Origin of the sequence: Streptomyces sp. 6N223 (genome assembly GCF_052246635.1) — a bacterium.
GTDB lineage: Bacteria > Actinomycetota > Actinomycetes > Streptomycetales > Streptomycetaceae > Streptomyces.
Window position 1 is genome coordinate 15,168 of sequence record NZ_JBQQCA010000056.1, and the last position, 15,661, is coordinate 30,828.

Here is a 15,661-nt window from a genome sequence, read left to right on the forward strand (position 1 = left end):
TTTTTCTTTCTGATTTCTTTCTGAGGCGGGTTATTCGCCGTAGCGGGTGATGAGGAGTTCCTTGACCTCGGGCTGGTGGAAGGTGACCTCGTGCATGGCCAGCTCTTGCTCCACGACGCCGGGAAGGCGTTCGCGCAGGTCACGCACCAGGTGGTCCTTCAGGGTGACCAGGGAGGCGCGGGGCTTCTCGGCCAGGTTCTGGGCCAGTTCGAGCGCGGCGGGCAGCACCTCCTTGCGCGGCCTCACCTCGAAGGGAACGCCGCGCTCCGCCAGTTCGGCGCCGCGGAAGGTGCGGCCGGTGAGGAGGAAGTCCTCGGCGAGGGGGAGGCCGAGCTTCGCCGGGAAGACGCAGGTGGAGCCGAAACCGGGGGTGAAGCCGTACTTCATGAAGTTCGCCGTGTAGATCGACTCCCGGGCCAGGATCACGAAGTCCGCGAACAGGCCCATCGACAGGCCGCCGCCCACCGCGTGGCCCTGCATCGCGGAGACGACGGGGATCGGGCAGTCCAGCGGCATGGAGTAGACGTTCGGCTGCCCGTCGGAGGTCAGGAAGGTGGAGTTGCCCGCCTGGATGTCGAGCAGCGCCTCGCGCGTGCCGCCGGAGCAGAAGTAGTTGCCGTAGCCGGTCAGGACCAGGACCTTGTAGCGCTCGTCGGACCGGACCCGCGCGAAGGCGCGGCCCAGGCCGGCGAGCAGGTCCATGGTGAAGGTGTTCTTGTGAGCCGTGTCCCGCATGGTGACCAGGGCGACGGCGGGGTGGGGCTCCGTCACCGTGACCACGTCGTTCAGAGCCACTCGTACTCCCGGTGGAACTCGTTGATGCGCCGCAGCACCAGCCGCCCGCTGCCGGTGATGGCGTCCAGCACCTCGGGGATGACGTCCAGCCGCAGCTCGGCGTTGCGCGTGCCGAACGCCGTCGCCTCGTTCTCCTTCATCAGCAGCGTGTACTGGTCCATGCTCAGCTCGTAGCGGTTGTCGAGGACCTTCTCGATGCCCATGGCCCGCACCCGCTCCTGGCTCTCGCGCGTCGCGACGCCGCTGTAGAACTCCGAGCAGCAGCCCGAGCCGTAGGAGAAGATCCCCAGGCGGCGGGGGGTGGTGAAGTCGCCGTGGGTGATGGCGGACAGCAGGTTCAGGTAGACGGAGCCGCCGCAGATGTTGCCGACGCGCTGGCAGTAGGTGAGGCCGGGCAGGACGCGGCGTTCGAAGTCCGCCTCGATGGCCGCCGCCTTCGCCTTCGCCACGCGCCGCATCATCGTGCGGTGGGCGCCCTTGACCATGCCGCCGAAGGGCGTGTGGAAGGACAGGTAGTCGAAGGTCGTGGCGTAGTCGACCCCGTCCACCTTCCGCTCGTACGCCCGGTACGCGGCCTGGCAGCAGTCCAGGTAGGACATCAGCGACAGGTCGGCGTTCCCGGCCTCGCTGTCGGGGATGGGGCGGCAGGTGTCCATCACCTCATAGCCGTAGAGGCCGTTGGCCCCGACATCGACGCCGAAGACGCGCGGGGTGTCGCTGACCAGCATGGCCACCGCCCCCGCGCCGCCGCTGGGCTCGGCGAAGGACCAGTCGGCCTGGAGCGGGCCCTCGCCGCCGTCGTCCACCGCGTGGAACTTCGCCATGTCGGTGGCGACGACCAGGGCCTTCGCGCCCGGGGAGACCTGGGAGAGGACGAAGCTGACGGCGGTCTGGAAGCCGGCCGTGCCCGAGTAGCAGGCGTTCTTCACCTCGAAGAGGCGGCAGTGGCGGCCGAGATGGAGATGGTCGTGGACGTAGGTGCTCAGCGACTTGCCGAAGTCGATGCCGGACTCGGTGCAGGTCACCAGCATCTCGATGCTGTCCCGCTCCTCCTGGCCGAGCGCGTCCACGAGCGGCTTGGCGGCGTTGACCGCGAAGGACACCGGGTCCTCGAAGGGCAGCGCCACCGACTTCTGGTGCATGAGGAGGTTCTCGAAACGCTCGGTGTCCAGCCGCCGGTAGCGGGCCAGCGACGCGACATCGACGTACGTCGAGCCGCCGTAGAAGTTGATCGCCTCGATGCCGGCGGTATTCATTCCGCACCCCCGACGGCGGCCAGCAGCTCGGCGCGGATCAGCGTCAGCAGCCGGGCCTCCGACTGGTTCCTGTTGATGAACTGGTGGTCGCCGGCCATGGTGTGCAGCGTGAAGGAGCCTGTGGTCATCGCCTCCCACAGCTTCGTCTCCTCCGAGGCCACCCAGTCGTCCACGCCGTGGAACGCCGTGATCGGCACCGCGAACGTCTCCTTCTCGTCGTGCTGGTAGCGGTCGATCAGCGAGCACGCCGCCAGCAGCTGCGGCAGCGTGGCGCGGGTCTCGGCCTCGCCGTAGTCCCAGCCCTGCTGGTACGCCCGGATGACGGCGTTGACCGTCTCCGGGTCGTGCCGGATCTCCTCGTAGGTCGGGACGTGCGTCATGCCGTGCTGCCCCACCTCGTGGAGGATCTTCTGGATGCTGGGGTTCGGCCCGGCGGGCGCGGCGAAGCCGGAGACGAACGCGCGGACGAAGCGGGCGCCCGCGTTCAGGCCCAGGCGGTGGGCGAGGCGGAAGGAGAACAGCGCGCCCCAGCTGTGGCCGAAGGAGGCGCAGGGCAGGTCCAGCAGGGCGGGGTCGACGACCTTCTCCATGGTCTCCATGAAGGCGTCGATGTCGGCCGGCGGCCGCTCGTCCAGCCGCTTGGCGTCCAGGCCCGGCAGCATGATCGCGCACACGTCCACCTCGGGCCCGAGCTGCTCCTGCCAGTCGTCGAACAGGTCGGCGTTGCGGTAGCCGTTCGGGAAGCAGAACAGGCGGATCTTCGCCTCGGGCCTCGCCTCGTGGCGGTAGATCCAGTGCGAGGGGCTCAGGTCGCCGTCGTACGCCTTGGTCTGGGCGTCGCGCAGGGTGCCGGTGCCGCCGGGCAGCAGGTCGACCAGCTTCTCCGACAGCTCGTTCAGGTCGGTGCTCTTGACCAGGTCGGCGAAGGAGATGTCGACGGCCAGCAGCTCGGCCGTCCTGTTGTAGAACGTCAGGCCCGTCATGGAGTCCAGGCCGAAGTCGCGCAGCGGCCGGCCGGGGCTGACCTCGTCGGGCTCCATCTCCAGGATGACCGCGAGCAGGCCGCCGACGTAGTCCAGCACCATGGGCCGGCGGCGCTCGGCGTCGGCGTGGACGTAGCGCATCAGGAAGTCGCGGTCCTCGCCGCCCTTGCCGACCGACTCGCCGTCCATCATGGCCTTGAGCGCGCCGAGCTTCTCCTCGTCGAACTCCTTCAGCCGGATGCGGCCGACCGACACCAGCGTCGCGCCGTCGCCGTCGACCAGGCGGAGGGCGCCGGCGATCTCTTCCTTCTCGGCGTCGAACTCCGGCATCCGGACGGCGGCGAACAGCTCCGTGGCGTCGGTACGCGGCCGCAGGACGATGTCGTCCATCTCGGCCACCATGTACTTCTTGCCGCCGGGGGTGCGATCCACGGCCAGGTAGTTGCAGGACTGGGCGCAGCTGTCGAGAACGCCGGGGTGGAAGCCGAGGGCGTAGGAACGCTTCGCGGCCGGGCCCTCGGGCATCGCGAAGCGGATGAGGCCCTCGTGGCCGGCCCGCCGGTGCCACGCCTCCGCGACCCAGCGCACGGCCGGGCCGAAGTAGAAGCCCCGGTCCTGTTCGAGCGGCCGGTAGAAGTCCTCGGCGGTGACGTGCTCGCCCTCCTTGGCGGTGGCGAGGGGCAGGGGCTCGTCGCTCTGCCGAGCCGCCTGCCGAGCCGCCCCCGCCTCGGCGATCACGCCCCGCACGTTGAGGTCCCAGCCGTCGGCGCCGGCGTTCCTGCTGTGGAAGCGGAACTCGTGGGCGCCTTGGGCGCCGTCCGCGCCGTCCGCGCCGTCCGCGCCGGGCTCCCGGGCCTCCAGGACCAGCAGCACCTCCTTCACGTCGCCGGCCAGCACCATCAGGGCGCTCATGAACGCCATGTCACGGATCCGGACCGGCCGCTCGCCGTACAGCTCCGCCGCGACCGCCCTCAGCATCTCCAGGTAGTAGCCGACGTGCAGCACGCCGGAGTTGTCGCGCAGCTCGGGGAAGTTGTCGTGCGTGAAGGTGTACAGGTACTGCTTCTCCTTAACCGGCAGGTTCAGCACCTGCCCCTGGAGCCCGTCGCGGGACAGCGCGCCCGCCAGCCGCGCCTGGAGGCTCTCGGCGGCCGGGTCGGGCGCGGCGGCGCCGGCCAGCCAGTGGCGGGTGGGCTCGAAGGGGTAGTTCGGCAGCATCAGCTTGCGCCGCCCCTGCCCGGCGTAGTGGGCCTCCCACCGCGGGGTGGAGCCGAGCACGGTGAGCTGGGCCAGGCAGCGCAGCAGCGTGTCCAGCGGCTCGCCCTCGTGGGCCGGCCGGAGCGTGACCACGTCCCTGAGGTCCAGCCGGTCCAGCAGCGCCTCGACGCGGGGGGCGCCGCCCAGCTCGACGAAGAAGCGGTAGCCCTGCTCGTACAGCGACTCCACGCCCTCGCCGAAGCGGACGGGCGCGGTGAGGGCGTGCGCGTGGAAGTCCTCCCGCAGCGCGGCCGGTTCGTGGCTCGTCCGGAGGGTGTGCGGCGACTGGTAGCGGCTGGCGGGCTTGGCGTAGGTCTCGCCGGCGACGCTCTCGCGCCAGGCGGCGGCCTGCCCCTGGTACGCCGCCGAGGGCCAGGCGCCGGTCTCCTCGGTGACCTGGGCGCCGGCCTCGGCGAGCGAGGCGCCGACCTGCTCGATGGCCTGCGGAGGGCCGGAGATGACGCGCTCGGCCGGGGCGTAGACGGCCGAGACGTGCACGTCGCCCTGCCAGTCGCGCAGCACCGAGTCGAACGCCTCCTGCTCCAGCACGACGCGGGCGAAGGCGACGGGATCGGCGGCGGCCTGCCGGGCGGCGCCGAGGGCGAGGACGTGCCGGGCGGCGGCCTCCAGGCTCAGCACGCCGGAGACGACGGCGGCGACCAGGGAACCGGTGCGCTCTCCGAAGGTGATCTCGGGCGTCACGCCGTAGGACTCCAGCAGCTTCGCCAGGGCGTACTCGGCGGCGAAGAGCCGCGCCTCCTCGCCGTTCTCGTCTTTCTCGTCCCCGAACGCGGCGAGGGCGGCGTCGTGCGCCTCGCGGAACGCCGGGAAGAGCTCGGCGAGGCCGCGCGCGACCCGGAGGGTCTCCCCCGCGTCGCCGCCGAAGACGAACGCCAGCTTCGGCGGGATCTTCTCGTCGGTCCGCGCGGTGTACGCCGCGCCGCCGGCGAGGGTGGTGAAGAGGGTGCGCTTCGCGTTGTAGCGGTTGGCACCCTGGCTGCTGCCGAGGATGACGCGGTCGTCCGAGTAGATGGTGTCGTTGTCGTCCCACTCCTGAAGCACCGCGCGGAAGCCCTCCTGGAGGTCCGCCGCGCCGCGGCCGAGGAAGACCGCGCGGTGGGTGAAGGCCGAACGGCAGGCGTTCGCCGTGAAGCACAGGTCCTCGACGCTGGTCTCGGGATGGGCGGCGAGGTGGTCGGCGTACCGCTGGATCTGCGTGACGAGGTGCTTCTCGTCGGTGGCGGAGAGTGTGAGCAGGGAGGAAGCCAGCTCGGGCCGCGCGTCACCAGGCGTCGCACCCTGCGGCGCCTCGGAGAGGATCATGTGGGCGTTGGTGCCGCTGAAGCCGAAGGAGCTGACGGCCGCGTACCGGGTCCGGCCGGGCGTGGCGGGCCACGGCCGCGGGCCGTCGGGGAAGACGAAGGCGTCGGCGAGCGGCCTGATGCGGGGGTTGAGCTCGCTCAGGCCGGTGATGGGCGGGATCTCGCCGTGGTGCAGGCACAGCACGGTCTTGATGAGGCTGGCGACGCCCGCGGCCGACTCCAGGTGGCCGATGTTGCCCTTCACCGCGCCCAGCACCAGCCGGCGGTCGGGAGCTTCGCCGTAGACCTGGTGGATGGCGTCGATCTCGATCGGGTCGCCGAGGAGGGTGCCGGTGCCGTGCGTCTCGACGTAGCCGACGGCCTCGGGGGCGACGCCGGTGTTGGCCAGGGCCTGGGACAGCACCGCCTTCTGGGCGCGGCCGTTGGGCACGGTCAGGCCGCTGGACTCGCCGTCGTTGTTGACCGCGCCGCCGTGGATGAGGGCGTAGATGGTGTCGCCGTCGCGCCGCGCGTCCGACAGGCGCTTGAGGACGACGACGCCGGTGCCCTCGCCGCGGCCGTAGCCGTCGGCCGCGGCGTCGAACGGCTTGGAGCGGCCGTCCTGGGCGAGGGCGTTCATCATGCACAGGGACGACATGACGCCCGGCGCCAGCATCAGGTTGACGCCGCCGGCCAGCGCCATGTCGCACTCGCCGCGGCGCAGGGACTCCACGGCCGTCTGGGTGCCGACCAGGGAGGAGGAGCAGGCGGTGTCGATGGACAGGGCCGGGCCGTTCCAGCCGAAGGCGTAGGAGATGCGGCCCGAGGCGATGGAGGAGGTGGTGCCGATGCCGATGTACTCGTTGAGGTCGGCGGAGTGCCGCACGAGCTGGGCGTACTCGGAGTTGCTCGAGATGCCGACGAAGACGCCGGTGGAGCTGCCGCGCAGCTCGCCCGGGTGCTGCCCGGCGTTCTCCAGCGCCTCCCAGCAGACCTCCAGCAGCTGCCGCTGCTGCGGGTCCATGGCGCCCGCCTCACGGGGCGAGATCTTGAAGAAGCGGCCGTCGAACTCCGCCACGTCGTCGTCGAGGAAGTTGCTCTCCCGGACGTAGATCTTCCCGGGCCGGCCCGGCGCCGGGGCGTAGTAGTCCGCGACGTCCCAGCGGTCGGCGGGCACGTCGCGGACGCCGACGCCGCCGTCGCGCAGGAACGACCAGAACTTCTCGGGCGTGTCGCACCCGCCGGGGAAGCGGCATGCCAGGCCGACCACGGCGACCGGCTCGGTGCGGGCGTTGGCGGCGTTGGTCGCCTCGTCCAGCTGGCGGCGCAGGGTCTGGATGGTGAGGACCGACTGCTTCAGTACCTCGCTGGTGTTGCTGGTCTTCGGCTTCGGCTGCTCGCTCATGCCGCATCGGCCCCCTCGTTCATAGTGATGTCGATTTCCTTCTGGAGCAGGGCGACGAGGTCCTGCTCGTCCATGGCGTCGATGGCCGCCGTGCCGGCTTCCGCCAGTCCGGTCTCGGTCGTGGTGGTGGGTGGTTCGCCGGGTGGTTCGAGGGGCAGCGTCGTCGCGATGTCGGCCTCGGGGACGCCGAGCATGCGCGTGATCTTCCCGATGTCGCCCTTGACGGTGACGACCTGCGGATGGGCCAGCCCCAGGCCGGTGCGCAGCGCGTGCCAGCCGTCGGGGCCGTCGAAGACGACCGTCCCCAGGCGGCCGCGCATCCACGTCAGGATCGCGTCGCTGGTCTCCATGCCGCCGGTGCGCCAGAAGGACCAGTTGACGGACAGGGTGCGGCCGGAGCGCTCGCCGCGCTCGCGCCGCCGCTCGCGGTGTTCGGCGAAGGCGTCCAGGAAGGCGTTGGCGTAGCAGTAGTCGCTCTGCCCGAAGTTGCCCATCACCGCCGCGAGGGAGGAGAAGAGGACGAAGCAGTCCAGCGGCTCGTCCTTCAGCGCCTCGTCGAGGTGGCGGGTGCCGGACACCTTGGCCCGGAGCACCTCGGCCATCTCCCCGGGCGTCTTGTCCTCGATCGAGCCGTCCCGCAGGGCCCCGGCGGCGTGGATGACGCCGTTGATCCGGCCGTAGCGGGACTTCACCTCGGCGACGAGCGCGGCCACGGCGTCGCGGTCGCCCACGTCGGCCCGCAGGTAGACCGCCTCGCCCGCGCCGGCGCCCGCGCCCGCGTCCGCGTCCGCGTCCCACGCCAGGGCTTCGTCGTCCGCCTCGCGGCGGCCGACCAACACCACCCTCGCCTCGTGCTCGCGGCACAGGTACCGGCCGAAGAGCCCGGCCAGGCCGCGCGGGCCGCCGGTGATGAGGTAGACCCCGCCCGTGGTGAACCGCTGCTCGGCGGCCTCGATCTCGGCCGCGGGCACCGGCCGGAAGCCGCGCACCCAGCGCCGCCTGCCGTCGTGCCGCACCTCCACGTCCTGCTCCGGCAGCCCGAACTCCGCCATCAGGGCAGCGGCCACGCGCCCCCTGCCGAGGTTCGGCCGCGTGAACTCGACCGTCTTGTACGCCAGCAGCGGGTTGTCCATGCGCGCGGCCCGGACGAAGCCGCCGACGCCCCGGTGCTCGGGCGGCGCCGTGCCGCCGTGCCCGGCGAAGGCGTACAGCAGCGTGAGGCGCTGGCGGGGCTGGGCGGCCAGGGCGGCCTGGCTGAGGGCGGTCAGGGCGTAGACGCCCCGCTCCTGCTCCGGGCCCGTCCCCGGGTCGACCGACCGGAAGGGCCAGAAGTGGATGACGCGGTCGATGGTGATGCCGCGCTCGGCCAGGGCCTGGAACAGGGCGTGGTAGTCGCCCCAGGCGGCCGGGTCCAGCTCGTACCCGTCCTCGCCGGTGGCGCGGAACCCGCCGCCCGGCCGCACCAGGATGACGCGCTCGGGCCGCCGGCCGGCCGGGAGCGCGGCCAGGGCGGCGCGCAGCCGGTCGCCGGTGTCGAGGAGCAGGACCGTGCCGCCGTCGCCCGTCTCGCCGTCGCCCGTCGCGTCCGTCTCCTGCCACTCCCGCGTGAACAGCCAGGTCGGCGCGGACTCCTCCGGCGTCTCTCCCCCTCCGGTGGAAGGCTCGGCGCTCTCGTCCAGCAGGCCGAGGATGTACGCCGACACCTCGCGGATGGTCGGGTGGTTGAAGAAGAGCTGGAGGTCCAGTTCCCTGCCGAAGAGCCCCTCCAGCAGGTTGTGCGCCTGGGTGGAGGTGATGGAGTCCATGCCGAGCTCGAAGAAGCCCTTGTCCGCCTCGGGCAGGCGGCCCTCGGTGAAGCCCAGCAGCTCGGCGAAGCGCCGCCGCAGGTACTCGGTCATCATCTCCGGGCGTTCGTTGGCGAACGCCTCGGCCAGGCGTGCCAGGAAGCCGCGGTCGGCGCTGTCTGCGCCGTCGGCCGGCTCAGGCGCTTCCTCGGCGGGAGCCGGTACGCCCCGCACCGGCGCCTCGTACAGCCAGCAGGTCTCCTTCGCGAACGGGTAGCCCGGCAGCGACACTCGCCGCCCCCGGCGCCCCTCCCACCACGAGGCGAACGGCAGCTCCTCCCCGTCCATCCACCGGCGCGCCAGCTCGTCGGCGGGCGGCTCGGCGATCCGGCCCTCGGCGTCCAGGTACGCCGTGAGCTGCCCGGCGAGCTCGGCGTGGTCCGAGGCCACGAAGGCGACACGGCACGGCAGCGCCCGGCGCCCGGTCTGGAGCGTGAACGCCACGTCCGCCAGGTCGGGCAGGTCCGGCAGCTCGGCGCCGCGCTGGAGGAAGGCGTGCAGCTCGGCGGCGTAACGCAGCAGCGCCTCCGGCGTCCTGGCCGACAGCGGCACGAGCTGGGGCACGAACTGCGGCCCGGACGGCGCCTGGCGCTCGCGCGGCGGCGCGGCGTACTCCTCCAGCACCAGGTGGACGTTGACGCCGCCCACCCCGAAGGAGCTGATCCCGGCGCGGCGCGGCGCGCCCGCCGGCGGCTCCCACGGCGCGCCGTCGAGCTGGACCCGGAACGGCGTCCGCTCGAAGTCGATCTCCGGGTTCAGCCGGTCGGCGTTGAGGCGGCTGGGGAAGAGCCGCTTCGCCTGGAACTGGAGCAGCACCTTCGTGACGCCGGAGATGCCGGCCGCCGCCTCCAGGTGCCCGATGTTCGACTTGACCGAGCCGATGGCCACGTGCCGCCCGTCGTCGCGGCGGTCGCCGAACGCCGTGGACAGCGCCTCGATCTCGATGGTGTCGCCGAGGGAGGTCCCGGTGCCGTGGGCCTCCAGGTAGCTGATGCTGCAGGGGGTGACCCCGGCCCGCTGAAGGGCGTTCCTGACGACCTCCGCCTGGGCGACGGGGTTCGGCACGGTGTAGCCGTGGGTCTTGCCGCCGTGGTTGACGGCCGAGCCCTTGATGACGCCGTAGATGTGGTCGCCGTCGCGCTCGGCCCGCGCGAGCGGCTTGAGCAGGAGCGTGCCCACGCCCTCGCCCGGGACGTAGCCGTCGCCGCCCGCGCCGAAGCTCCTGCAGTGCCCGTCCGTGGACAGGAAGTTGAACATGTGCAGCGTCAGGTACTTGCTCGGGTGCAGGCTGAGATTGACACCGCCCGCGATGGCGAGGTCGCAGTCGCCGTTCCTCAGGGCCTGGCAGGCCAGGTGGATGGCGTACGCCGAGGACGAGCAGGCCGTGTCGACGACGAGGCTGGGCCCGCGCAGGTTGAGCAGGTACGAGATGCGGTTGGCGACCGAGTAGAGCTGCGCGTCGATCGGCACGTCCCTGCCCGCCGCCAGGTCCGCCGCGCCGAACAGCCCGTACTCGTTGAACGACACGCCCGCGTAGACGGCGACGTTGCCGCGCCGGTCGCCCGCGTCCGGGTCGGCCAGGGCCTCCGGCGTGTAGCCCGCGTCCTCCAGGCAGTGCCAGACGCTCTGCACGAACAGCCGCTCCTGCGGGTCCATGTAGGCGGCGTTGTTGGGGGAGAGGTTGAAGAAGCCGGGGTCGAAGGCGCGCGCGTCGTCGATGAAGCCGCCCCAGCGGCAGGCGATGTCCGGGTAGTCGTGGTGGTCCCAGCGCTCCTTGGGGATCTCGGTGACGCAGTCCCGCCCGGCGGCGAGGTTGGCCCCGAACTCGGCGAGGGTCGCGGCCTGCGGGTAACGCCCCGACAGCCCGATGACGGCGATGTCGCCGGTAGCTTCTTCCGTAGCGCTTGGTACGCGTACGGCCTGCTCGCGGTGCCTGTGCGTGCCGCACAGGTACCGCGCCACCTCGTCGAGGGTCTTGTACGTGAAGAGCAGCGAGGACGGCAGCCCCTCGTAGGTCTGCTCCAGGATCCGGTTGAGCTGGGTGATGCGGATGGAGTCGATGCCGTAGTTCTCGAACGGCGTGTGGGGCCGCAGCCGGTCCTCGGGGATGTTCAACGCCGTGGCGAAGCCGCGCTTGAGATCGGCCAGCACCTCGGCGTACAGCGCATCACCGTCGCGGGCCTCGCGCGCCTGAGCGACGGGAGCGGGCGCGGTCTCGGGCGCTGCTGGCACGGCGGCGTTGAGGTCAGCGCTGGGCACCAGCGGGTCCTCCGGCCCCACCGGCACGATCCAGTGCACCTCGCGCTCGAACGGATACGTCGGCAGCGGGACCCGCCGGGGCCGGTGACCCTCCCACCGGGCGGACCAGTCCACGTCCGCGCCCATGACCCACAGCTCGGCGGCCTCGTCCAGCCGCCCCTCGGCCAGCAGCTGCCGCGCGTACGTCCGTGTCACGTCGTGATGCAGGAGCGAGTGCAGCTTGCGGTCGTACGCCTCCGTCCCGCCGTGCCGCAGGCCAGGCACGTCGGTGCGCCGCTCCAGGTAGGCGGCCAAGCCCTCCCGGAGCCCGGCGAGGTCGGCGGCGGTGATGGCCAGGCGTTCGGCCATCGCCTCCCGTCCCGTCTGGAGAGTGAACGCCAGGTCCGCCATGTCGATGGCGGGCTCCGGGTCGTCCGGCTCCGTGGCCGCCGGGGCGAACAGCCGCGCGAGGTGGGCGGCGGTCCGACCCGGGCTCGGCTCCAGGCGCAGCACCTCCTGCGGGAAGCTCACCCCCAGCCGCTCCTGCACCCGCTCGTGGCAGGCGGCCAGCCCGTAGGCGTCCAGCCCGAGGTCCGCGTACGCCTCGTCGTCGTCGATCTCGGCCGCTGGCAGCCCGAGCGCCTCCGCTACGGCGTCGCGGACCTCCTCCCGGATCCGCCCGGCGTCGATGCCGGTTCCCGGCGTTTCGGCGGACGGCGGGGTGAGGTACGCCAGCAGCTGCCGGGCGTACGCCGCGAGGCCGTCCTCGGTCCGCGCGGACAGCAGGAAGATCTGCTCGCCTCGCGCCGGTTCGCGGGGCGCCAGGGGCTCCGGCTCCTCCACGATCAGGTGGGCGTTGGTCCCGCCCGCGCCGAACGCGCTGATCGCCGCCCGCCTCGGCCCGCCGCCCTCAGGCGCCTCCCAGTCGCTCAGCTGCCGCTGCACGGAGAAGGGCGAGTCGTCGAAGTCGATGAGCGGGTTGAGGGTGGCGGCGTGCAGCGAGGGCACGAGCTGCCGGTGCCGCATCTGGAGGATGACCTTGGTGAGGGCGGCGATGCCGGCCGCCGACTCCAGGTGGCCGATGTTCGACTTGACCGACCCGATGGCGCAGAACTGCCTGTCGGCGGTGGCGCGGCGGTACGCCTTCGTCAGCCCGCTGATCTCGATCGGGTCGCCGAGCGCGGTGCCGGTGCCGTGCGCCTCGACGTAGCCGATGCTGCGCGGGTCGATGCGGGCGGCGTCGAGCGCCTCGGTGATCAGCTCGGCCTGGGCCTGCGGGTTGGGCACGGAGTAGCCGCTGGTGCGGCCCCCGGCGTTGACCGCGCTCGCCTTGATGACGGCGTGGACGTGGTCGCCGTCGGCCCGGGCCTTGCTGAGGGGCTTCAGCAGCACGGCGCCGACGCCCTCGCCCGGCACGTAGCCGTCGCCGCCCGCGCCGAAGCTGCGGCAGCGCCCGTCGGTGGAGAGGAAGTTGCCCTGGCAGAGCTGCACGTACTTCGACGGGTGGACCATGAGGTTGACGCCGCCCGCGATGGCCAGCTCGGACTCGCCGTTGCGGATGCTGGTACACGCCTGGTGGACGGCGACCAGCGAGGACGAGCACATGCTGTCGATCGTCAGGCTGGGCCCGTGGAGGTCGAAGAAGTACGAGACGCGGTTGGCGACGGAGGCGTAGGAGGAGTTGCCGTTGAGCCAGCCGCCGTGCTTGTCGGTGGCGAGGAGCTGGTAGAGCCCGAACATGACCCCGGCGAAGACCCCGACCTTCCGCCCGGCGAGGCTGCCCGGGGCGTACCCGGCGTCCTCGATGACCTGCCAGGAGGTCTCCAGGAACAGCCGCTCCTGCGGGTCGAGGCACTCGGCCTCGACGGGCGAGATGCTGAAGAAGAGGGGATCGAAGAGTTCGACGCCGTCGATGAAGCCGCCCCAGCGGCTGTAGGACTTGCCGGGCTTGCCCTTCTCGCTGTCGAAGTAGGGGGTGTGGTCCCAGCGCCGCGCGGGGATCTCGGTGACGCAGTCGGTGCCGCTGCGGAGGTTCTCCCAGAACGCCGCCAGGTCGGCGGCCTTCGGGTAGCGCCCGGACACGCCGATGACGGCGATGTCCTCCCCCGGCCCGCTCTCCTCCGGCTCCCTCCGGGCAACGCGCCCGGTGCGGGCCCGGAGCAACGCCCACTTCCCCGACAGCGCCGGCGGACGCGAGGGAGCGGGCTCCGGCTCCGACTCCGGCCGCGGCTCCGGCTCCGGCTCCGGCTGGAGCGGTGCCGCAGCCATCCCCAGGTGGGCGCGCAGCTCATCCGCCTTGACGCGCAGCAGGTGGTCGGCGAACTCGTCGATGCTGTCGTACTCGAAGAACAGCGTCTTCCCGAGCGGCCCGAGCTCGCCCTCCATCTCCTGCGTCATCGAGATGATCATGATCGACTCGACGCCGTAGCGCCCGAAGGAGACATCCGTCCTGATCTCCGAGACGGGCAGCTTCGTGAAGCGCGCGACGAGCTGCCGCAGATACGCCTGGGTCCGCCCCCGCAGCGCGTCGTCGTCGGCCCTCCCGTCCGGGGCCGACGACGGCGACGTCCGCGCCGACGCGGCGGCGGGTGTGCCCGCCGCCCACGGTGGCTCTGCCGACGCGGCCGGGGCAGCAGGTGCCGTGCCCCCGCCCTGACCGCCCTGACGGGCCTGACCGACTGGCGCCGACGAGGCGGACACGCCCGTCGCGGCAGCCGAGGAAGCTACGCCGGCAGAGCCACCGTGGGCGGCGAGCCCGCCTGCGGCGGCTGGGGCGGTGGGCTCGACCGGCCCGGCGGACAGGGCCTGGGCGGCAGTTGTCGCGCCGACGGGCGCAGCGAAGGCGGTCTCGCCAGCCGCAACAGCCAAGCCACCATGAGCGGCAGAAGCCGCCGAAGCGGTCTGACCACGCGGCGCAGCGGAGTCCCCCGCACCCGGCGGGACGCCGAGGCTGCCTGCGGCGGCTGACGCAACGGAGCCACCCGCTGAGGCAGGAGCCGCCAATTCGCCAGCGGCGGCCCCGGCAGCCGATGCCGGAACCCCCGCGCCCCCAGCCATGCCGACCGGTCCGGCCGGAGTGGACTCGCCCGCTGGAACAGCAGAGCCCTCGGCGCCAACGGGGCCACCATGGGCGGCCGGGCCGCCTTCGTCAGGCGGCGTTGCAGTGCCTGCCCCCTCTCGCCGCGGCCCCGGCCCCGCGGCCAGCAAGTGCCAGGTCCGTTCCTCGCCCTTGATCACCACCACCTGCGCCGCCTCGCACGCCAGCGCCGCGGAGAACGCCTCGGTCCCCTCGGATGCCGTCAGTGGGTGCAGGCCCAGTGCCGCTCGGGCCCGGTCGTGGGTGGCGTCGGAGCCGTGCATCGTGCCGTCGTCCCACAGCGGCCAGCCGATGGAGACGCTCCTGCCCGACCGCTGGCCGCGGCGGCGCTGGGTCTCGCGCCAGCGGGCGTAGTGGTCCAGGTAGGCGTTGGCGAAGGCGTAGTCGGCCTGGCCGAGGTTCCCCAGCGAGCTCGCCAGCGACGAGAAGAGGACGAAGAAGTCCAGGGGTTCGGCCCGCAGGGCCTCGTCCAGCAGGCGGGTGCCGCGCACCTTGGCGGCCAGCACGCCCGCCGCCTCCTCCTCGGTCTTCTTCAGCAGGAAGGAGTCCCGGATCACGCCCGCGGAGTGGATAACGCCCCGCACCCGGCGTCGCCCGAACACCGACCCGATCTCGTCGACGACGGCCGCGACGCCCTCCCCCGTGCTGACGTCGGCCCGGACGTACCGGATGCGGGAGCCGTTGCGTTCCAACGCCGTCACCGTCTCCAGCGTGGCCGCGTCCGCCTCGCGGCGCCCGGTGAGGACCAGGTTGACCGGCGTGTGCCGCGTCAGCTCGCGGGCGAAGATGAGCCCGAGGCCGCCCAGGCCGCCGGTGATGACATACACGCCACCCGTACGCACCGGCACCGAGCCGGGCTGGAGCGCGGGCGGCGGCGGCAGGGGACGCAGCCGCCGGGCGGAGCGCAGCCCGCCCTCGTACCGCACCTCCGTCTCCTCGTCCGGCTGGTCGAACTCCGCCAGCAGCGTGGCTACCTCCGCCACCGTGGAAGCCGAGGCCGACCTGCCGATCGCCACGCTGCGGTAGTGGAAGCTGGGCTTCTCCAGCCGCACGACGCGGGCGAAGGCGCCCACCGCCTCGTACTCCGGCCGCGGCCCGTCCTCCACGTAGGCGTGGATGAGCCTGACGTCCTCGACCGGCTTCTCCCGCATCAGCGCCTGCGTGAGGTGGAAGAGGAAGAAGAACTCCCGCTCGGGGTCGGTCGCTTCGCCAGGCCCGCGATGGATGAGGATGCGGTCGGGCAGGGCGCCGCCGTCCCGCAGGAGCCTGGTCAGCTCGGCCGGGTCGACCGAGGCGGCCGGGTCCGTGTCGGGCGCCCTGACCACCTCGGCACCGCCCGCGGCCTGGCGCACGGCCCGCGCGACATCGTCCTCCGCCGTGAACAGCAGGATGCGGCCACCCGCGCGCGGCGCCACAGCCGTGGCTGGCGGGGCCCCCGCCTGCCACGCGGGGGTCCAGTAGCGGACGTCATGCTCGGTCATGTCA

General features: G+C 72.5%; 4 protein-coding genes. All 4 read right to left on the reverse strand.

Annotated features, from left to right (window positions below):
• Nucleotides 1–30: 30 nt before the first annotated feature.
• From ACTWQH_RS26855 to ACTWQH_RS26870, 4 genes are read right to left on the reverse strand one after another with little or no spacing between them, the layout of a single operon-like run.
• Nucleotides 31–795 (reverse strand): polyketide synthase, encoded by a 765-nt coding sequence (locus ACTWQH_RS26855; protein WP_443289341.1) that lies wholly within the window; start codon nt 793–795, stop codon nt 31–33.
• On the reverse strand, nt 786–2,051 hold the full coding sequence (locus ACTWQH_RS26860; protein ID WP_443289342.1) for a hydroxymethylglutaryl-CoA synthase family protein: 1,266 nt from the start codon (nt 2,049–2,051) through the stop codon (nt 786–788). The genes ACTWQH_RS26855 and ACTWQH_RS26860 overlap by 10 nt, the downstream gene beginning before the upstream one ends.
• A complete protein-coding gene (locus tag ACTWQH_RS26865; protein WP_443289343.1) occupies nt 2,048–6,997 on the reverse strand; it encodes a beta-ketoacyl synthase N-terminal-like domain-containing protein in 4,950 nt (1,649 codons plus the stop codon). Before ACTWQH_RS26865 ends, ACTWQH_RS26860 begins: the two co-directional genes overlap by 4 nt.
• A complete protein-coding gene (locus tag ACTWQH_RS26870) occupies nt 6,994–15,657 on the reverse strand; it encodes an SDR family NAD(P)-dependent oxidoreductase (RefSeq protein WP_443289344.1) in 8,664 nt (2,887 codons plus the stop codon). The genes ACTWQH_RS26865 and ACTWQH_RS26870 overlap by 4 nt, the downstream gene beginning before the upstream one ends.
• Between the last annotated feature and the right edge of the window lie 4 nt (nt 15,658–15,661).